The organism is Rhodococcus sp. FH8 (assembly GCF_019266085.1).
In the GTDB taxonomy this organism is placed as follows: Bacteria; Actinomycetota; Actinomycetes; order Mycobacteriales; family Mycobacteriaceae; genus Rhodococcus_F; species Rhodococcus_F qingshengii.
Genome location: NZ_LPNQ01000057.1, coordinates 563,156 through 582,363 on the forward strand (window position 1 = coordinate 563,156; position 19,208 = coordinate 582,363).

Sequence of the window (19,208 nt, forward strand, 5' to 3'; positions counted from 1 at the left end):
CTACCTCTGGCGAACGACGTGAGCCTGCAGTGCTTCGCCGTCCTCGTCCACCCAGCCTTTGCTCTGGGCGTAGTCGACCATCGCGGCAACACCTTCGACGTCCGTGGTGCTCTCGCGAACGCGGGCTACCGAGATGAATGCACTACCACCGCTGACGTATCCGTAATCCTGAAGGCGCAAGAGTTCGTCCAGTTCGGCTTCGGAGATGTCGGCACTCACCTCGACGTGAAAGTCCTTCAGGTTGTCCACATCGTGGATGCTGACGCGGCCGTCGTCCACCAGTACATACATGGCTCTCCTTCCTAGAGCACTGACATCGGTGCGTGCGTACCGAATACACGCCGGTGGTAGGTCAGTGGATTCGACTCGCGATGCTCGACCTCGTCCACCGATCCTGTCACGATCTTGTGATCACCACCGTCCACGGTGCACATGATCCAGATGGGAGCGTCCGGCAGTCTCGGTGAGCACACGTGCGCCATGGCTTCTCGAAAACACAACGCCCGGTTGCCCTGTGGGACATTCACGATGTCAGCCCTTGTCTGCCAACTCTTGGGCGTACTTCTTTGTCATGTGGTCGACGGCGTCGACTTGCGCCTTCGCATGCCCCTCCCTGACGGCGCGCGCGTGAGCGCGGACAGCATAAACACTACTTCGAAAAAACGGACAACTTCGCCGCCTACCAGCACTGTTGATGCCGATAGCCGATACTGAGCTGTATGTCGGAACTCGGAAATGAACCAGACTCGAAGCAGAAGGCGGTGCTCGAGCGACACGCGTCGTGGATCGAATTGTTCTTCGACCTCGTCGTGGTTGCCGGTATCGGTCAGTTGGCTCACCTGCTCCACGGTTCGCCGTCGTGGTCGGATGTCGCGCTCTACGCGTTGCTCTATCTCGCGTTCTGGACCGCGTGGGCGACGTTCACGATGTACGGCAACGTTGCCGGCGACCGGGTCCGAATTCCGAGCATGCTGATCGCCATGTTCGGACTGGCCGTCATGATGGCGGCCGTGGCCGGCATCCACGACAACCATGCGCTGGCCTTCGCTGTCGCATACGTGGCCGTACGTCTGCTGGCGAGTCGGGTGTGGCACAACGGCCAGATAGTCGTGGACTGGCCGATCGCCCAGATGTCTCTCGGTGTGATCCCGTGGATCGTCTCGTTCTGGTTCGAGGGCGAAACTCGGTTCTGGCTCTGGACCGCCGGTGTGACCATCGACCTGCTGATCATGTTCGTCGTCTCCGGCAGCGCGATCATGGAAGACGCGCAGGAAAAGCTCGACCGCATCATCAAGGTTCGGGGGTTCAAGGACGACCGGATGCCCGAACTCGAAGCCCTGCACTCCGATCGGGCTCACCTTGCCGAGCGCTTGGGCCTGTACGTCATCATCGTGCTGGGCGAGGGTGTGATCCTCGTGATTTCTGCGGCCTCGAAGCTCACCTGGGACTCGACGGTGGTCAGCCTCGCAGTCGGATCGTTTGTCCTGCTCTCGGGCATGTGGGCACTCTCGCTTCTCTACGGCCACGCCGGTGTTCCGCACCTGCAGCCCGAGAAGTTTCCCGCTCGCATCGACATGGCGCTGCACTGTTTCACCACCGGCGCTATCGCGGTTCTGGTCGCGGGGCTCGGAGCGGCAACCGAACACGGTGCGGAGCACACGCCCGCGAACCTGCGGTGGTTGTTGTGCGGAAGCATCGCAGTCTATTTCGGAATCAGCCTGGTGGCAGGGCTGTTCGCGCGATCGGACCGACGGTGGCTGCTCGGCTGGGCGCTCCCGTGCACCGCCGTCCCCATCGTCATGGGCATCGTCGGCACGCACATGAGCGCCACGTGGATCATCTGGGTGCTGGTGGCCACCGTGACCTGGCAGAACGGCTACGAGTACGCGCAGGTGCGGCGTTCGCGCCGCTCTGCTGTGCGCCTTTATTAACCCCCCGCGGTTAATAAAGGCGCACAGCAGGGACGGTTTTTACCCTCACCGCCGGGTCGAAGCGATAGGGCTGAGCCAACAGGATTCCGGCCAATCGCTTACGCAACCTCGACATCTCGGCCCGGACCGTCACCGTCTTGCGCGGATCGCCGAACAACTGTGAGGCGAGCTGCGCGGCCGTGAGCCCCTCGGGCGCCTGTGTCAGAGCCACGAGGATCTGCGAATGGCGCGGGCTGAGGTCGATGCTCCAGCTCCCCATTGCCGAGGAGTACCGCAATTCCATCGCATTCGGATCTTGCACATCCAATTCGACTTCGGCACAAACCGTTCCGGACGCCGGATCCATTTGAGGGCGGACGAGCCAACCACCCGGAAGCGGCTCGCACATACATAGTCCGAGCGACGGGAGCCAATGCTCGCCGCTGCTCATCACTTTCGGCAGTGCGATTCTGTAGATCGGCGCCATCGAGTCCACCGCCGCGACCCAGCCACTGCGGTCCACGACCACTGTCGGCTGACTCGCACGAGCCAGCGTCGATGCCGAGATCATCCGGAGCTGATCCAATCCGATTCGATGCTTCTCCCGCAGTGCGGATTCCGCCAGCCTGGCCACACTGTCCACCAGAGCGAGAGTCGACGGGTGGACCGTGTCTGCTGCGCCGGCGACGTTCACGACGGCGATGGCCCGGCGACTACGCGGATCTCGAACCGTCGCCCCGGAGCAGGTCCACGGATGCTGCGAGCGCGAGTAGTGCTCGGCCGAGAACACCTGCACTGCCGAACCTGATGCCAAGGAAGTGCCGATCCCGTTGGTACCAACAGCTTCCTCGGTCCACGACGCACCCTCGATCATCCCGAGCCGTCCGGCCCGATCCAACATTCGACTGGACCCGTGTCGCCAGAGGATACGTCCGTAGCGGTCCGCCACCACGATCAGATTCGCGTCGTCCGGGCCGACGAGTGGTGCCAGACCGTGCACCGCCTCGTCGAAGATCTCCGCCATGCCGGCTGCGCGTCTGCCTTCTTCGATCTCGGATTCGCGGCCCGTCTCGGTGATCGAGCACCGGTCCGGATCGAGTCCGAGCGCACGCAAACGCGACCACGAATTCGCGATGACGGAGCGCGGACGCGCAGGCGGCTTGCGTCCCGACATCGTTGCTTCGTACACGGATTCGAGAACACGTGCGTACTGCGCCGGGTCTTCACCACTGGCCAGGGCCGGTTCGAGTCGATTCGTTTCGCCGATCACACTCCAGTCCTATGTGACGGGGTCATCGAAAGCGAGCGTTGCACCCGGTTGCAGAGTTGTTCGCGTGCGTGAACGAAAGGACGGCGTTCACGCACGCGAACGGTGCTCACGCGTTGAGGGGTCTCCCCAGCGCCGAGAGCACAGACTCGTGCATTGCCTCCGAGAGCGTCGGATGAGCAAACACGACCTCGGCGAGATCCTCGCCGGTGGCTTCGAGGGATCGAGCGATACCGAAACCCTGAATCTGCTCGGTCACATCCGGACCGACCATGTGCGCGCCGAGAAGTTCCCCGGTATCGGCGTCGAAGATCGTCTTGACGAAGCCTTCGGCCTCGCCGATCGCCAGTGCCTTGCCGTTCGCCTGCAGGTCGAAGTGTCCGACCCGCAGCGCGCGACCAGTACCGGCGCACTGCTTCTCCGTCAGACCCAGGCTCGCCACCTGTGGGCGGGCATACGTGCATCCCGGAACGTAGTCGCGATCGAGCGGATGAACGTCGGGCACGCCTGCCAACTTTTCGACGCACAAGACAGCTTCGTGACTTGCCTTGTGCGCCAGACATGGAGCGCCCGCGACGTCACCGATCGCATAGATCCCGAAAGCGCTGGTACGGCACCACTGGTCGGTGACGATCGCACCGCGCTCGATCTCGACGCCCAGAGCCTCCAACCCCAGATCCTCGACGTTGCCGGTGATTCCGGCCGCCACCAACACCCGGTCCACGGTCAACGACTCGACACCGTCGCTCGTCTGCACATTCACCTGGACGGCGTCGTCGCCGACGGTCACCGCCGACACCGAGGCTCCGGTGTGAATCGTGATGCCATGCTTCTCGAACTGCTTGCGAACGAAGGCCGAGATCTCTTCGTCCTCGACCGGCATGATGTGTGGTGCCATCTCGACGATGGTCACCTCGGTTCCGAGATCGCGGTACAGGCTGGCGAATTCGACTCCGATCGCGCCGGACCCGATCACGAGCAGCGACTTCGGCAGTTCCTTCGGGACGAGCGCGTCGAAGTAGGTCCACACCCGATCACCGTCGGGGGCAACGCCGGGAATCGAACGCGGCCGGGCACCGGTTGCAATGATCACGTGGTCGGCTCGATACGTCTGTCCTCCCACGGATACGACGCCTTTGTCCACCAACTTCGCGGCGCCTGAGATGACGTCGACGCCGTTCTTCTTCATCAGATAGGCAACACCGCCGGACAACCTCTCCGAAACCCCTCGGCTGAACGACACCAACTTCGAGATGTCGAACTGGACAGACGCCGAACTGAATCCGTATGTGTCGAGTTCACTCAAGGTATGCGCGACGTCCGCGCCGTGCAGCATCGCCTTGGTGGGGATACAACCCCAGTTGAGGCAGATACCTCCGAGGCGATCACGTTCTACCAGCGCGACGTTCAACCCCAACTGGGCAGCCCGGATCGCCGCCACGTAACCACCGGGGCCGCCACCGATGACAAGAACGTCGTACTTATTCGACGTATTGTTTTCCACCACAGCCCCTTACACCAACATCAGCGCGGGAGAAGCGACAAAGCGCTGGAGCTCCCGAAGGAAGGTCGCACCCAGGGCTCCGTCGATAACCCGGTGATCGCACGAGAGGGTCACGGTCATCACGGTCCGGGCAGAAACACTGTCACCGACCACCACCGCGCGCTTCTCCCCCGCACCTACGGCAAGGATCGCTCCCTGGGGCGGATTGATGATCGCGTCGAATGCCTTGATCCCGAACATGCCGAGGTTGGACACCGTGAAGGTTCCGCCCTGGAATTCTTCGGGACGAAGTTTGCCGGTCTTCGCCTTGGTGGCCAACGAGAGCACCTCACCCGAGATGTCCGCCAACGACTTGGTATTTGCGCTACGCACGATGGGCGTGATCAGCCCGGTCGGAAGTGCAACTGCCACCGAGACATCCGCCGACGCGTATCGAAGAACCGATTCGTTCGCGGCATCGAACTGGACGTTCACGTCCGGCACCTTCATCAGTGCAGCGGCGCAAGCCTTCACGATGAAGTCGTTGACCGACAGCTTGACCGCCGGGACGGTCGAATTGATCTCCTTGCGCAGAGCGAGGAGCGCATCGAGCTCGAGGTCTGCGGTGAGCCGGAAATGGGGTGCCTGCTGCTTGGACGCCTGCAACCTACCGGCGATTGCCGATCGCATGGGGGTGAAAGGAATTGTGTCGTACTCGGGTTCGGCCGCAACAGATTCGGTCTCAGCCGCCGCCTCGGGCAGGAGCTGCGCTGAACGAGCGGCGTCGTGCACGTCGGCGACGCAGACGCGCCCCCGCGAACCCGTCGGACGACAGTCATGCAGGTTGACGCCCAGTGATCGGGCAGTTCTGCGTGCGACCGGGGTGGCAGGCACGGCACTGTCGTCGGCGGTCGATCGCAGCGGGAGGCCGGATCTCGCGGCCGGCACTACCGGCGCAACAGTGCCACCGGCGTCACGAATCGCGTCGTCGATGTCGCGGACACTGATCCGCCCGAGGGGACCGGTACCCACTACGGCGGCGAGATCGATTCCGAGCGATTCGGCACGTCGGAGTGCGCGAGGACTCGCAAACACGTCGCTCTGCGTCGTGCCCTGCAGAACACTCGGTACGACGGTGGAACCGGTTGGTGCAGGTTTCGCTGCAACAACCACCTTCGCAGCCGGTGTAGCCGCAGGTGTCACGGGAGCCGCCGGCGCAGCAGCTGGTGACGGTGCCGGCTCTTCCGCCGGCGCGGTTGCGCCGCGGGCGGCGAGGAACTGCTCGATCTCCGCATCCGTCGCGGACGCATCGGCGGACACACCGATCACGGCGCCGACGGGCAGAGTCTGCCCCGGTGTGCCGACGATCTTGCGGAGAACACCGTCGAACGGCGCCTCCAGCTCGTTGGTGATCTTGCTGGTCTCGATCTCACAGATCAACTGGCCCTTGGTGAACGAGTCACCTTCCTCGATGAGCCACGCGTTGACCAACCCCTCCTCCATGGAGAGCCCCCATTTGGGGATGTCGATAGCTTTGATGTCAGCCATGATCAGGCTCTCACCAGCTTGCGAACCGACTCTTCGATGCGCGCCGCGTCAGGCAGCCAGGCAGTTTCGAGGGTCGGGGAGAACGGAACCGGCGTGTGCGGCGGCGTGATCAGTTCGATCGGCGCTTTCAGGTAGTTGAATCCCTTGGTGGCGATCAGCGCGGCTACGTCGTGCCCGAAACCGCAGCGGGCGGCGGATTCGTCGACGATCACGACCCTTCCAGTCGATGCGACGGATTCGAGGATGCCGTCCTCGTCCAATGGTGAGACGGTACGAGGATCGACAACCTCGACCGAAATACCCTCGGCGGCCAGCTTGTCTGCTACGTCGTTGGCGCGGTTCACCATTGCGGACAACGCGATGATCGTGACGTCGTCGCCCTGCCTGGTGTAGTTGGCGACGCCGAACGGAATCGCGTACGGCTCGTCCGGCACTTCGTCCTTGAGGTCGTAGAGAACCTTGTGCTCACAGAAGACGACGGGATCGTCGTCCCGGATGGCTTGGATGAGAAGGCCTTTGGCGTCGTAGGCATTGGACGGAGCGACTACCTTCAGACCAGGCACCGCCGCGAACACGTTGTACGGAGACTGAGAGTGCTGCGCAGCGGCAGAGAACCCTGCGCCGATCATGCCTCGCACCACCAGCGGGGTTCTGGCCTTGCCACCGAACATGTAGCGGAACTTGGCAGCCTGGTTGTAGAGCGCGTCGTAGGAGACTCCGAAGAAGTCCATGAACATCAGCTCGGCGACCGGCCTCAGTCCGGTCAGTGCGGCTCCGGCAGCCATTCCGATGATCGCGGATTCGGTGATCGGGGTATCGATTACACGCTCCGATCCGAACTCCGTCCACAATCCCTTGGTGACACCCAGGACACCGCCAAATGCCTCGATCTTCTTCGTCTCCAGATCGGGATTGGTACCGGCATGCCCACCCCGTACGTCCTCACCGATGAGAACGACGCTCGGGTCGCGTTGCATTTCTTGGGCGATGGCCTCTTTGACGGCCTCGCGGTAGGTCTTCTTCGACACGTTCTCGGCTTCCACGCTTGTCATCTCGGGCTCCTCAGTACGACACGTAGACATCGGTCAGCAGATTCTCGACGGGTGGATACGCCGCGGCACGCGCCTTCGCTACCGCCTCGTCCACCAGCACTCGCGACTGCTCGTCCACCGCGTCCAGATCAGCGGTGCTGACCTTCTTCACATCCACGCTGCTACGGAAATTCTTGAGCGGATCCTTGGTTTCCCGTAGTTGCGCAACCTGTTCCGCCGTGCGGTACAGCTGCGCGTCACCCTCGAAGTGGCCGTGCCAACGGAATGCCGCCGCCTCGATCGTGGTGGGGCCGCCGCCGATCCTGGCGCGCTCGGATGCTTCCGCCATTGCGTCGTAGACCGCGAAGAAGTCGGTGCCGTCCACCTTGACGGCAGGCATGCCGAAGGATGCGGCGCGCGCGGCAATGTCGGGTGCACCAACTGCGTAGTCGGTTCCGGTGGCCTCACCGAATCCGTTGTTCTCGATCACGAAGACGATCGGAAGGTCCAGCACCACAGCCATGTTCATCGCCTCGAAGACGGTTCCCTGGTTGGATCCACCGTCACCCGTGAACGACGCTGCGATGACACCGTTTCGAAGCGTCTTACCACTCAGTGCAGCGCCGATCGCCAACGACGGGGCTCCGCCGACAATCGCGTTGGCGCCGAGCATTCCCACCGACAGGTCGGCGATGTGCATCGAGCCGCCCTTACCGCGACACAGGCCGTCGTCCTTGCCGAAGATCTCGGCCATCATGCCGTTCAGATCGCAGCCCTTGGCGATGCAGTGCCCGTGACCGCGGTGAGTGGATCCGATGTAATCGGCGTCGCTCAGGTTCTCGCACACTCCCACCGCGATGGCTTCCTGGCCCGAGTAGAGGTGAATGAAGCCGGGGATGTCACCGGTTGCATTCTCTTCGTGCAGTCGATCCTCGAACGCACGGATGCGCGACATCTTCTCGTACGCCTTCAGCAATGCATCCCGGTCCAGCCCCGAATGAGGCTTGGCGCCGGTCTTTTTCGATCCTGGGGTTGTCGGCTTCTGCGCCGTCCGTTGAACCACAGTCACACTCCTCGTTCTCGATCACTCGTCGCCATGCAGTGTCGTGCAGGTCACGGGCGAAGGGAAAGAGTTGCGTGAGGTTGCCGGGAGTTGCGAAGGGTTGCAGCTGTTGACTTTCGAGCGTTGATTCAGGCGCCGCTCAGGCTGTCGCGTCTGATCTTGGCCAGCGCGCGGTGTTGGGCGAGTTCGACGGCGCTCGTTGTCGTTCTCAGTGACAGCGCCGTCTCGCGCACGTCGAAGCCGACAACGATGCGAGCTACCAAGACGTTGCGTTCTGCGGCCGACAGATCACCGAAGGGCAGAGTGAGTCGACTGGAGGCGGGTAGCGAATCGATTTCGCGACTGATCGCGTCGTACAGATGCGCGAGGAACGCTTCTCCGGCACGTCTACGTCGCCGAATGTCGGACAGGACGGATCGGCAGATACCGACGGCAATACGATCAGCGTCGAGCGGTCGCAGTTCGGCACGACAGCGCCGCGTCACCAGAGGCACGATGCGTTGAAGGAGTTCTGCAATCGCGTCCCGATCCCCTCGGGACGCATCGTCGGCAACACTGTCGATCGAACGTCCACCTGCCCTGCTTGTCATTCCGATCTCCCCCTGCTTCGGCTCTTGGTCGAATTCCCGACTACTGCTCAGGTTTTGAAGTCGCTAGGGGCGTATCGGCTCGGGGCAGATCCCGGTTTGTTCCCCGATGATGTTGATCTCGGCGTTGGAACGAGGGTCAGCGCCGTAGTTGATCTGGTCGGTGCACTTCTCGGAGGGCTCGACGGCATCGGGCGGGAGCGGCGCCGGGCATGAACCCATCTGCTCTCCGATGCTGTTGATCTCCGCATTCGAACGAGGGTCACCCACATAGTTGATCTGATCGGTGCACTTGGTCGACTCGGTGGCCGGACCAGGGGCCGCAGGGGCAACCGCGCTGGTCGAGACCGGGGTCCAGGCCGGCGCTGCTCCGCCCGCCGGGACTCCGGGGGTGGATGCGTCCGTACCGCCGCCCACCGAGTTCGAGCCTTCGACTGTCTCCGTAGTGGTCGCTGCGGTCAGCGGCGGTGGGGTCGTAGACGCCGCAACCACCGATGTAGTCGTCGGTTCGTCTCCTGGAGCGCTGTTGTCATCACTCGAACACCCTGTCATCGCGCACACCACCCCGATCGTCAGAACAGCGAGCAGCACTCGCAGACGCCGAGTCTTGTTGGTCAGCAATAGTTCAGGCATTTGCTCTCACACTCCTCGATACGCGGATCAGCTCGTTCCGCCCAAGCGGTGAACACCGACGTGACTCACTCTAGGAGCCTGATTCCATCGGTTTCGTAACAGAATTCCGTCGGTCGCGTACCAACTCTCGACGGTCCAGACATTCATACGATTACGTAACGGTGGGTGGCAAAACTCCGATATCGAGATCACCTGTGATCGTATGAAAACGCACATGCCGATGAGAGGGTTCGCAGCGGCCGGGGAGGGGAAAGTGTTGTATCGGAGTGACATCTGCGGCGGTCGATCAGACCGTACTCGCAGCCTGTTCGGTACAGCGCTCGCGGCAGCAACCCTCGGAGCGTCCGTGATCACCGGCTGCGCGTCCACCCAGGGCGTTGTGATCGAAGGCGATGTCGCTTCCACCGGGTTGCCCGTCACACAACCTGCAGACCTGGCCAGACGGGTTGCCGAAAACTCGAGGTTGGGCCGGGCGCTCCTCGACGATCCTGGGGTGTCCGAGGGAGTGAAGACAGAACTTCGGTCGTGCCCTGACTGGTATCCGATCTCGGTCGGGTCCATCCTTCTCGATCCAGGCGCACCGCGTATCGTGCCGGAGACCGAACTCGTCGTCATGAATGTGTATCCGTGCCAACCGGCCCACCAACCCGGGACCGGAGTGTCGATTTCGGTCAACCTTGCCGGCTACGTCTACCGCAGCGGCAAGGCCGGTTCGAGTGAAGACGATCCCGAACTGGGTGAGCGCCTGTTCTCCGTCGAAGAGCGCGGAAAGTTCATCGTCAGCGGTCAACGCGCCGCGAGTTTGTCTGTCCTGGAAACGGATCCGCGGCCACCGGAGTTCGAATGTTGCCCCCGTCCACCGCTTCGGACCGAGTTCCACTGGGATGGAATGGAGTTCATCCGTGATTGATCGCCGTCGCCGCGCAATGCTCGCCGGTGTTTGCCTGCCGGTCGCGTTTGCTCTCGCCTCCTGTTCCACCGAGCCTGAATCAGAACCCACTCCGAATATCGCAGCATCACTCGACCCCTCGGATCTCTCACAGGGCTTGAGCATCGATCCTGTTGCCCTCCTCAGAGCAGACCCGGAAGTGTCCGATGCGGTCAAGGACAGTCTCCGACTGTGCGGTGATGCGAACTTCCCCTACGAAATCCGGTACTCCCCCGTGACAGGCGCCGTTTGGCAAGATGCCGTCGTCAATGTCTTCACCTGCGAGTCTGTCGGCATCTGGGGACGACCGGCCCCACCGGTCAGCTTCATGGTCGCCGGATTCGTCTACCAGATCGACGAATCGGGCGCTCACAAAGTCTTCGGAGTGCAAGACCCAGGACGCTACGTCGTCGGCTCAACCGGAGGATTGTCGGTCATGGTCGACCTGTGCAAAGACCCCGGCATTCCGGAGTTCTGTCAATCGTCGACTGCATACAAGTGGACCGGCGAAGGGTTTGAGAGTGTTCCGTTCCCATGAAAGCGAAGGCCGATGACCGATCCGTTGATTTTGCTGGTCGAAGACGACGCTGTCATACGCGAAGCAACGCAATTGAATCTCGAACGCAACGGGTTTCGGGTGATCACCGCATCGGGTGGGTTGACCGGAATGGATATGGCGGTCGACACCAAGCCGGATATCGCCGTCCTCGACGTGATGCTTCCCGACCTGAACGGAATCAGCCTGTGCCGACGCATTCGTGAGGAACTGTCGGTGCCGGTCATCATGCTGTCCGCGCGCGACGACCCGGTCGACATCGTTCTCGGATTGGAAGCCGGTGCCGACGACTACGTCACCAAGCCCTTCGACAGCGGTGTCCTGGTGGCCCGTATCCGAAGTGTGCTCCGGCGGGTCGAATCCCATTCCGGTACGGAGAAAGACATCGTGACTCTCGGCGATCTGGAGATCGATCGCGAGTTGGTGACCGTCACGCGTTCGGGCGCCGAAGTGGCTCTCACGCCCACCGAAATGAAGCTGCTCCTGGTCATGGTGAGTGTGCCGCGCAAAGTCTGGTCTCGCTCCGAACTGCTCTCGGACGTCTGGGATTACGACTGGGGCGGCGATACGCGCATCGTCGACGTTCACGTTCAGCGATTGCGCACGAAGATCGGCTCCGAACAGATCCGGACCGTCCGGGGGTTCGGCTACACGATGGACAACCATCGGTGAGATCGCGGGATCTCGCCGCCAAGCTCCCGTCCACCGGCAGGCGGTTGTCGTTTCAGTGGAAGATCGCGGCGGCCATCACGTTCGTGATTGCCGTCGCCTCGATCACGCTCAGTACCGTGATGCATCAAACCTTTTCACACAACCAAGAGGATGCAGCGCGGGCGGCAGCTGATCGCAATCTCCAACTGGTGCTGCAGGACGAAACGGGCAGCATGCGTGCGCTGTTCCGCGCCACCACAGATGGTCTCGACGTTCCGGAAGAGTTGCGCGAGGCCGTGGCGGGCGGCAAACGTGCCACCTACCTTGTCGACAGCGGGGACCAGCCATTCGTCTGGGCTGCTGCCGACGTCAACACTCAGGTGGTGGCGATTCGCGTCCCGTACACCGCGCAGCGGGAATCGATCGCCAGCGTCGATCGGACACTTCGCAACGCCACCGTCGCAGTGATCGCGGCGGGTGCTGTCCTGGGTGTGCTGCTTGGACTCGCGATGTCGTATCGATTGCGCTCGGCCGCCCGTGCGGCCCGCAAAGTGTCTACCGGAGCGAACATCCGCGTCCGCTCGGTCACCTGGTCACTCTTCGACGACGAGATCACCGAACTGGCGGATGCAGTCGACGCGATGTCCGATGCTCTACGGGGACAATTGGACGCCGAGAAGCGCGTGACAGCCAACATCGCGCACGATCTCAGGACACCCATCTCCGGACTGGTCGGCGCCGCAGAACTCCTGCCACCCGGTAGGCCAACCGAATTGGTGCGCGACGGCGTCCATAAACTCAGGAGGCTCGCCGAGGACGTCATCGAAGTGGCACGCCTCGACACAACCTCCGAGCAGGCTGACATCCAATCGGTGGAACTGGCACCGGTGGTGCGTCACGCGATTTCCACCACCGGGGTGGAATGCGAAGTGAGAGTTCACGGGACGCCTGTGTCGCACACCGACGCACGTCGGCTCGAGCGGATCATCGCCAACCTGATCTTGAATGCTCGCAATCACGGAAAGTCGCCGATCAATGTCCACGTCGACCACTCCCGCATCACGGTCCGGGATCGGGGCGTCGGGTTCACTGAAGAGTGGCTTCGCCAGGGGCCGAGGAGATTTCAGACCAACTCCGTCGAACGCGGCCCGAACTCGGGCCTGGGCCTCGGCTTGACGATCGTAGTGGGACAAGCGGCGGTCATCGGCGCTCGTATCGACTTCGCGAACCATCCGAACGGGGGCGCGGTGGTGACGATCGACCTCCCCGAATGTTCGGCAGACGAGTTCGATTGACACCGAGGCAGTTCGGTCGATCGGCCGGGACACAGGGTCCCGGCCGATCATTGGTGGTGTCTCGGACTCAAACCTGTCCGACAGCGACTCCGGTGCGAACGTCCGGTGCACCAAGGCGCGCCGCATCAGCGGTCAGGTCATCGGGCTGCTCCTGAGATTCCCGCTCGGCTGCAACACGCAACCGGTAGTGTTCGATCTCCTCGGCAATGTGCTCGGGAGTCCAACCCAGCACCGGCGCAACCAGTTCGGCTACTTCCGCTGCTGCCGCGTCGCCGCGGTCGGTCACCTCGATGGAGATGCGGGTACGACGCGTAAGGATGTCGTCGAGATGCTGCGCACCCTCATGGCTCGCAGCGTAGTGGATCTCCGCCTTGAGGTACTCGGGGGCGGAGTCCAACGGCTGCCCCAGTTCCGGTCGCGCCTCGACGAGTTCGAACAACTCGTCAGCCAGAGTGCCGTACCGACCCAGTAGGTGCTCGATGGTCGAAACGTGCAGTCCCGTGCGCTCAGCGGTGAGATGCCGATTGTTGTGCGCGGCAAAGTAGCCGTCGGCACCCACAAGTTGGATACGCTCGGTGCAGGACTTCGGCACCTTCTGTTCCAATCCGTGCACCGCGGAATCGACAGCGTCCTTGGCCATCACGCGGTAAGTGGTGTACTTGCCACCGGCGACCACCGTCAAACCTCGGACCGGACTCGACACCGCATGCTCACGCGAGAGAGTGCTGGTCGAATCCGATTCGCCGAACAGCAACGGACGCAACCCCGCGTACACACCGACGACGTCCTCGTGCGTCAACTCGTCCTGAAGGAGCTTGTTGACATGTCCGAGGATGTAGTCGATATCGCTTCGGCTCGCTGCCGGATGGGCGAGGTCGAGGTTCCAGTCGGTGTCCGTCGTGCCGATGATCCAGTGGCTTCCCCACGGAATCACGAACAGCAGACTCTTCTCGGTCCGCGTGATGATTCCGGTCGCAGAGTTGATGCGGTTTCGCGGGACGACCAAATGCACACCTTTCGAAGCGCGAACCTGGAATTGCCCTCGCCCACCGACCATTTCCTGAATCTCGTCGGTCCACACACCGGCGGCGTTGATGACCTGACGAGCACGGATCTCGAACGCGCGACCTGTTTCCAGATCCACGGCCTTCACCCCGACTACGCGGTCCTCCTCACGGAGAAAGCCGATTACGCGGGTGCTGTTGACGCACAGCGCGCCGTACTCGGCCGCCGTGCGCGCCAGCATCATCGTGTGGCGGGCGTCATCTACCTGACCCTCGTAGAACTTGACCGAACCCCGGATAGCAGAGCGCTTTCCGGAAGGGAACGATTCGAGAGTCTTCTTCTTGCCCACATGCTTGTGGTGTGAGGGAACCCCGCGGCCTGCGCCCATCACGTCGTAGACGCCGATGCCCAGACCGACGTACGGCCGGTCGATCAACTTCTCGAGTGGGTAGATGAACGGCACCGGCTTCGCGAGATGCGGGCACAGCGAATTCAGAACCAGCGACCGCTCACGCAGTGCCTCGAACACGAGCGCAAAATTGAACTGCTCGAGGTAACGCAGTCCGCCGTGGAACAGCTTGCTCGACCTGCTCGAGGTTCCGGACGCGAAGTCACGAGCCTCCACCAAGCCCACCTTCAGACCGCGAGTTGCGGCGTCGAGCGCGCTACCCGCTCCGACCACGCCACCGCCGATAACGAGGACGTCGAGTTCGGTTTCTTCCAACTTCTTCAGCGACTCCGCCCGCGAGGACGGACTCAATGCTTGTGCTGTGCTCATGAAAACTGTTCCTTCACTTGAAAATAGGTAGAAATGGGGGCGCCGCGATCAGTCTGCGTCGACCCAGTCGAGTGTCCGAGTGACGGCTTTCTGCCAGCCTGCATACAGGCGCTCACGCTCGGCCGAATCCATCGACGGCGTCCAGCTCTTGTCCTTCGCCCAGTTGCTGCGAATGTCGTCCTCGCTCTCCCAGTACCCGACCGCGAGACCAGCGGCGTACGCAGCGCCCAATGCCGTGGTCTCCGCAACGACAGGGCGGATCACCTCGACGTCGAGCAGATCGGCCTGGAATTGCATGAGGAGTTCGTTCGCGACCATTCCGCCGTCGACCTTGAGAACCTTCAAGTCGACACCCGAGTCGAGGTTCATCGCCTCGATCACCTCACGACTCTGGTACGCAGTCGCTTCGAGCACCGCCCGGGCAAGGTGCCCCTTGTTCACGAACCTTGTCAGACCGACGATCGCACCGCGTGCATCCGCGCGCCAATGCGGTGCAAACAGGCCTGAGAACGCAGGCACGAAGTACGCGCCACCGTTGTCGTCCACAGAGCGCGCGTTCACCTCGATGTCGGCCGCGTTGTCGATCATGCCGAGGTTGTCTCGAAGCCACTGGACCAGCGAACCGGTCACGGCGATCGATCCTTCCAGTGCGTAAACCGTTGGCTGCTCACCGATCTTGTAACAGACCGTCGTCAACAAGCCGTTCTTGCTCATCACCTTTTCGGTGCCGGTGTTGAGGAGCACGAAGTTGCCGGTTCCGTAGGTGTTCTTCGCTTCTCCGGGCGAGAGGCAGGCCTGACCGAAAGTCGCTGCTTGCTGATCGCCGAGGATTCCGGCGATCGGCACGCCGGACAACGTTCCGCGTTCGCGCACGAATCCGAAAGTTTCGGACGAGCTGCGAATCTCGGGGAGCATCGATTCGGGGATGCCCATGTCGGCGCAGATCGCCGAATCCCAAGCGAGAGTGTCGAGATCCATTAACAGGGTGCGCGACGCGTTGGTGGGGTCGGTAGCGTGCACTCCGCCGTCGACGCCGCCGGTCATGTTCCACAGCACCCAGGTGTCCATCGTGCCGAAGCACAATTCGCCTGCTTCGGCCTTCTCGCGCGCGCCCTCGACGTTGTCGAGAATCCACTTGACCTTGGGGCCCGAAAAGTACGTGGCCAACGGCAATCCGGTGACTTCGGTGTACTTCCTGGGGCCGTCTTCGCCGGCGAGTGCAGTACAGATTCGATCGGTGCGTGTGTCCTGCCAGACGATGGCGTTGTAAACGGGCTTTCCGGTTGCTCGTTCCCAGACCACTGCCGTCTCACGCTGATTGGTGATGCCGACGGATGCGATGTCGGCCGCGGTCAGATCTGCGTTGGCCAAGGCGCCCGCGGTGACGTTGCGGACGTTGTCCCAAATTTCGATCGGATCGTGTTCGACCCAGCCTGCCTGCGGAAAGATCTGTGTGTGCTCGTGCTGTTCGACAGCGACTACGTGCCCACTGTGATCGAAGATCATGCATCGCGTGGAGGTGGTTCCCTGGTCTATCGCGGCTACGAACTGCGCCATCGTGCTACTCCTTTGGTGTCGAAGAAAGTGCGAAAGATTTACTGTCAGAGATGATGATTCGCCATCAGGCCGGTATCGTGGCCGGCTCCTCGGCTGCCTTCTCCACCGACTCGTCAGGCAGGAATCGACCAATCAGCTTGTCGTAGAGGAACACCCCGATCGGAGCGCCGATCAGCGGCCCCACGATGGGCACCCAGAAATACAGGCTCCCGTACTGATCTCGCCAGGCGCTGCCGTAACCGGTGAGATACGACGCCAGCCGCGGACCGAAGTCACGGGCCGGATTGATGGCGTAACCCGCGTTGGTCGCCCATGCGAATCCGATTGCCACCACGATCAAACCGACGACGAAGGGCGCAAGATTCGCGAGCGGCGGAGTTCCCCGAGTATCGGTCACCGCAACGATGAGGAACAACAGGATCGCCGTGCCGATGATCTGATCTATCAGCGCTGATCCCAGACTGACCGGGAGCGTTCCGTTTCCGGGCATCGTCGAGAACATCGTCTGAGTCGCCGTTGTGTGTCCGGGATCGATGGCATTGAGCATGTCGTTGTAATTCCACCGGACGATCAGGGCCGCGACAAAGGCTCCAGCGGTCTGCGCCAGCGTGTAGGGCAGGACCTTGCGCCAGGAGAATCCCCGGAAGATCGCAAAGGCGAAGGTCACTGCGGGGTTCAGATGAGCACCCGTCACCCGGCCTGCGACATAGATGCCGAACATGACGCCGAGTCCCCAGGCCCACGCGATACTGTCGTGTCCGCCGAGACCCCCACCGCTCCCGCCGGACACAACCTGCGCCACAACTCCGACGCCGAACAAGATCAAGATCATCGTTCCGGCGAACTCGGCTGCCAACTCGCCTGGAAGCCCTAATCGCTTGGCTTTCTCCATCCCCACCCTCACTTCGTTGTGATGCATGTCATAGTTTGGATTGCTGCACCCGTAGCGTAAGGCCGTTTGCACATTCACGCATAGCTCGTGCACATATGTGCAAATGCCCCATTTGCGCACCGTAACGCGGGTAACAGACACACTTCTGGGACTTTGCGTGATCGAGCGCCTCGGCCTGGGCCTACTCGGATAAGATTCGGTTCAATGCTCTTGCACGTACGTGCAGACAGGACGAACCCATGGAAACTCCCACTTCGGACTCCGCTACCTCCGATCCGGCGGACCCGCGCATCGCCGACGCAGTTCAGGCCGCACGCCTCTACTACTTCCAGGACCAGACCATGGCTGCCATCGGCCGCGACATGGGGGTGTCCCGATCCACCGTCTCCCGATTGATCACCTACGCGCGCACCTCGGGTCTCGTCGAGATCAAGATCAGCACCCCGCACGGCCAGGCTCCTCGAATCGAACGCGAGTTCTCGGAACGGTACGGAGTGCGCGCCCACGTGGTGACCGTGCCGGAACTGGTGGGAGATCTCGAGCGACTCGAAAAGGTCGCAACCTTTGCCGGACGCCTGCTGGCGTCGTTCTTCGACAGCGACATGGTGATGGGGATCGCCTGGGGAACCACACTCAGTGAAGTCAGCAAGCACCTTGCCCCCAAACGCACGTACAACTCGTACGTCGTGCAACTCAACGGCGCCGCGAATACTCGCACCACCGGGATCTCTTACGCCAGCGACATCATCAGAACCATCGCCGACGCCTACGGTGCTCTGCCACAAGGATTTCCGGTGCCTGCCTTCTTCGACTACCCGGAAACTCGGGAGCAACTGTGGCGCGAACGAAGCATCAAACGCGTCTTGGACATGCAGAAGCGAATGGACCTGGCAGTCTTCAGCATCGGCGTACCGGGCGGCAACGTACCGAGTCACGTCTACACCGCCGGATACCTCGAACCCGATGAAGCAGAAGCACTTCGACGCGACGGAGTGGTCGGCGACATCGCAACCGTCTTCTTCCGGTCGGACGGGAGCTACCGCGGAATCGAACTCAACGAGCGCGCGAGCGGCCCGCGACTGGACCTTTTCGAGAAGGTCGCCAGGCGCGTGTGCATCGTCGCCGGAACAGCAAAACTGCCGGCCCTGGAGGGAGCACTACGGGGCGGGCTGATCACCGATCTGATCATCGACGACGTCAGCGCCACCGCGCTGGTGTCCTGACCGCTGCACCAGCTTCTCGATTCCGTCGAGAAGTAAGCCGAGCGAGAAACTGAAATCGAAGGCATCGTCGCCGGCGGCCTCACCCTCCGGGCTGCCGTCCTCGAAGCCGCCTTCCTCGATTGCGGCACTCAGGTAGGGGAATCCCTCCCGATTGATGACACGAGCAATGAGAGCGCCGTATGCGACGTCGTCGTCTGCCGACTGCGCTGAACGAGACGCCAGGTCAGCCGAGAATCGAGCGCGGCCGATGACGAACAACGACACGTTGGTCACCACCTGGAACTTCGACGCGGCGCTCAGGGCGACCCCGTCGAGGGCGCTCAGACCCGCGTCGAGCCACGCCATGTTGTTGGGCCCGGTCGGTGGAGCCGTGATGGGCAGCTTGAGCCACCACGGTCGACTCAGCATCGTGGCATACTCCTGATTCGCCCACGCCTCGAGCTTGACGCGCCAGGTCACGCCGTCGGGAATCACCGGCGGCGGCCCGATCACCCGATCCGAAATCAGTTCGATCAGTTCGTCTTTGCTTGCCACGTAGCGGTAGAGCGACATGGTCGTGAACCCGAGCGCTTTGGCCACGCGGCCCATCGACAGAGCGGTGACGCCTTCTGCGTCGGCCAATTCGATCGCGGTGTCGAGAATTTGCTCGAGACTGAGCCCCTTCTTCGGACCCCGCGTTCCCGGCTGGTCCAGTCCCCAGGCCAGTTCAACTGCTCTCGGTAGCGCTCCGCGATCCATAAGCTCCCACTCTTCACTCTTGCCATCATCCTAGAACTGTGTACGCTATAAACACGAGTTTAT

19 protein-coding genes are annotated in these 19,208 nt (G+C 62.3%); 6 read left to right on the top strand and 13 right to left on the bottom strand.

The genetic code is table 11. From position 1 onward, the window contains the following. Positions 1–291, bottom strand: coding sequence for a hypothetical protein (locus tag ATN38_RS05325; RefSeq protein WP_116057988.1), 291 nt, complete (start codon positions 289–291; stop codon positions 1–3). A gap of 11 nt (positions 292–302) precedes the next feature. Continuing rightward, positions 303–527, bottom strand: coding sequence for a flavin reductase (locus ATN38_RS05330; RefSeq protein ID WP_228401253.1), 225 nt, complete (start codon positions 525–527; stop codon positions 303–305). Positions 528–719: 192 nt separating this feature from the next. Here ATN38_RS05330 and ATN38_RS05335 point away from each other — a divergent pair, with 192 nt between their 5' ends. Beyond that, a complete protein-coding gene (locus ATN38_RS05335; RefSeq protein ID WP_030535378.1) occupies positions 720–1,931 on the top strand; it encodes a low temperature requirement protein A in 1,212 nt (403 codons plus the stop codon). Positions 1,932–1,941: 10 nt separating this feature from the next. Here ATN38_RS05335 and ATN38_RS05340 read toward each other — a convergent pair whose 3' ends face one another. From ATN38_RS05340 to ATN38_RS05370, 7 genes are all read right to left on the bottom strand, one after another. Next, positions 1,942–3,180 (bottom strand): helix-turn-helix domain-containing protein, encoded by a 1,239-nt coding sequence (locus ATN38_RS05340; protein WP_218747691.1) that lies wholly within the window; start codon positions 3,178–3,180, stop codon positions 1,942–1,944. Positions 3,181–3,286: 106 nt separating this feature from the next. Continuing rightward, a complete protein-coding gene (lpdA, locus tag ATN38_RS05345; protein WP_218747693.1) occupies positions 3,287–4,684 on the bottom strand; it encodes a dihydrolipoyl dehydrogenase in 1,398 nt (465 codons plus the stop codon). A 6-nt stretch (positions 4,685–4,690) separates the two neighbouring features. Next, positions 4,691–6,208, bottom strand: a complete 1,518-nt coding sequence (locus ATN38_RS05350) for a 2-oxo acid dehydrogenase subunit E2 (protein WP_054825289.1) — start codon at positions 6,206–6,208, stop codon at positions 4,691–4,693. A gap of 2 nt (positions 6,209–6,210) precedes the next feature. Next, the gene (locus tag ATN38_RS05355; RefSeq protein WP_007733466.1) at positions 6,211–7,260 is read right to left on the bottom strand and encodes an alpha-ketoacid dehydrogenase subunit beta; all 1,050 of its coding nucleotides are present in this window, start codon (positions 7,258–7,260) and stop codon (positions 6,211–6,213) included. A gap of 10 nt (positions 7,261–7,270) precedes the next feature. After that, positions 7,271–8,194 (bottom strand): thiamine pyrophosphate-dependent dehydrogenase E1 component subunit alpha, encoded by a 924-nt coding sequence (locus ATN38_RS05360; RefSeq protein WP_042451488.1) that lies wholly within the window; start codon positions 8,192–8,194, stop codon positions 7,271–7,273. Positions 8,195–8,430: 236 nt separating this feature from the next. Beyond that, on the bottom strand, positions 8,431–8,892 hold the full coding sequence (locus ATN38_RS05365; RefSeq protein ID WP_007733468.1) for an RNA polymerase sigma factor SigD: 462 nt from the start codon (positions 8,890–8,892) through the stop codon (positions 8,431–8,433). Positions 8,893–8,955: 63 nt separating this feature from the next. Further along, positions 8,956–9,522 carry a hypothetical protein gene (locus ATN38_RS05370; RefSeq protein ID WP_218747695.1) on the bottom strand — a complete coding sequence of 189 codons (567 nt, stop codon included), beginning with the start codon at positions 9,520–9,522 and terminating at the stop codon, positions 8,956–8,958. Positions 9,523–9,775: 253 nt separating this feature from the next. On the opposite strand from ATN38_RS05370, the gene ATN38_RS05375 reads away from it, so the two are divergent. Genes ATN38_RS05375 through ATN38_RS05390 form a run of 4 tightly spaced genes read left to right on the top strand, consistent with a single transcriptional unit; the run spans position 9,776 to position 12,952 of the window. Then, positions 9,776–10,432, top strand: coding sequence for a hypothetical protein (locus ATN38_RS05375; RefSeq protein ID WP_003939689.1), 657 nt, complete (start codon positions 9,776–9,778; stop codon positions 10,430–10,432). Continuing rightward, positions 10,425–10,988, top strand: coding sequence for a hypothetical protein (locus tag ATN38_RS05380; RefSeq protein WP_054781865.1), 564 nt, complete (start codon positions 10,425–10,427; stop codon positions 10,986–10,988). The genes ATN38_RS05375 and ATN38_RS05380 overlap by 8 nt, the downstream gene beginning before the upstream one ends. Positions 10,989–11,000: 12 nt before the next feature. Next, positions 11,001–11,678 (top strand): response regulator transcription factor, encoded by a 678-nt coding sequence (locus ATN38_RS05385; RefSeq protein ID WP_030535372.1) that lies wholly within the window; start codon positions 11,001–11,003, stop codon positions 11,676–11,678. After that, a complete protein-coding gene (locus tag ATN38_RS05390) occupies positions 11,675–12,952 on the top strand; it encodes a HAMP domain-containing sensor histidine kinase (RefSeq protein ID WP_218747697.1) in 1,278 nt (425 codons plus the stop codon). The genes ATN38_RS05385 and ATN38_RS05390 overlap by 4 nt, the downstream gene beginning before the upstream one ends. A gap of 67 nt (positions 12,953–13,019) precedes the next feature. Here ATN38_RS05390 and ATN38_RS05395 read toward each other — a convergent pair whose 3' ends face one another. The 3 genes from ATN38_RS05395 to ATN38_RS05405 all read right to left on the bottom strand — a co-directional run bounded on the left by ATN38_RS05395 (position 13,020) and on the right by ATN38_RS05405 (position 17,184). Next, positions 13,020–14,735 carry a glycerol-3-phosphate dehydrogenase/oxidase gene (locus tag ATN38_RS05395; protein ID WP_058037824.1) on the bottom strand — a complete coding sequence of 572 codons (1,716 nt, stop codon included), beginning with the start codon at positions 14,733–14,735 and terminating at the stop codon, positions 13,020–13,022. 48 nt (positions 14,736–14,783) lie between these two features. After that, positions 14,784–16,292, bottom strand: coding sequence for a glycerol kinase GlpK (gene glpK / locus ATN38_RS05400; protein ID WP_003939742.1), 1,509 nt, complete (start codon positions 16,290–16,292; stop codon positions 14,784–14,786). A gap of 64 nt (positions 16,293–16,356) precedes the next feature. Further along, entirely contained in the window at positions 16,357–17,184 is an 828-nt protein-coding gene (locus ATN38_RS05405; protein ID WP_218748005.1) for an MIP/aquaporin family protein, read from the bottom strand. 239 nt (positions 17,185–17,423) lie between these two features. Between ATN38_RS05405 and ATN38_RS05410 the strand changes: the two genes are divergently transcribed. Next, positions 17,424–18,407 carry a sugar-binding transcriptional regulator gene (locus ATN38_RS05410; RefSeq protein WP_007733475.1) on the top strand — a complete coding sequence of 328 codons (984 nt, stop codon included), beginning with the start codon at positions 17,424–17,426 and terminating at the stop codon, positions 18,405–18,407. Here the strand turns inward: ATN38_RS05410 and ATN38_RS05415 are convergent. Beyond that, positions 18,342–19,145, bottom strand: coding sequence for a TetR/AcrR family transcriptional regulator (locus ATN38_RS05415; RefSeq protein ID WP_007733476.1), 804 nt, complete (start codon positions 19,143–19,145; stop codon positions 18,342–18,344). The two genes, ATN38_RS05410 and ATN38_RS05415, sit on opposite strands and share 66 nt — an antisense overlap. Positions 19,146–19,208 lie beyond the last annotated feature (63 nt).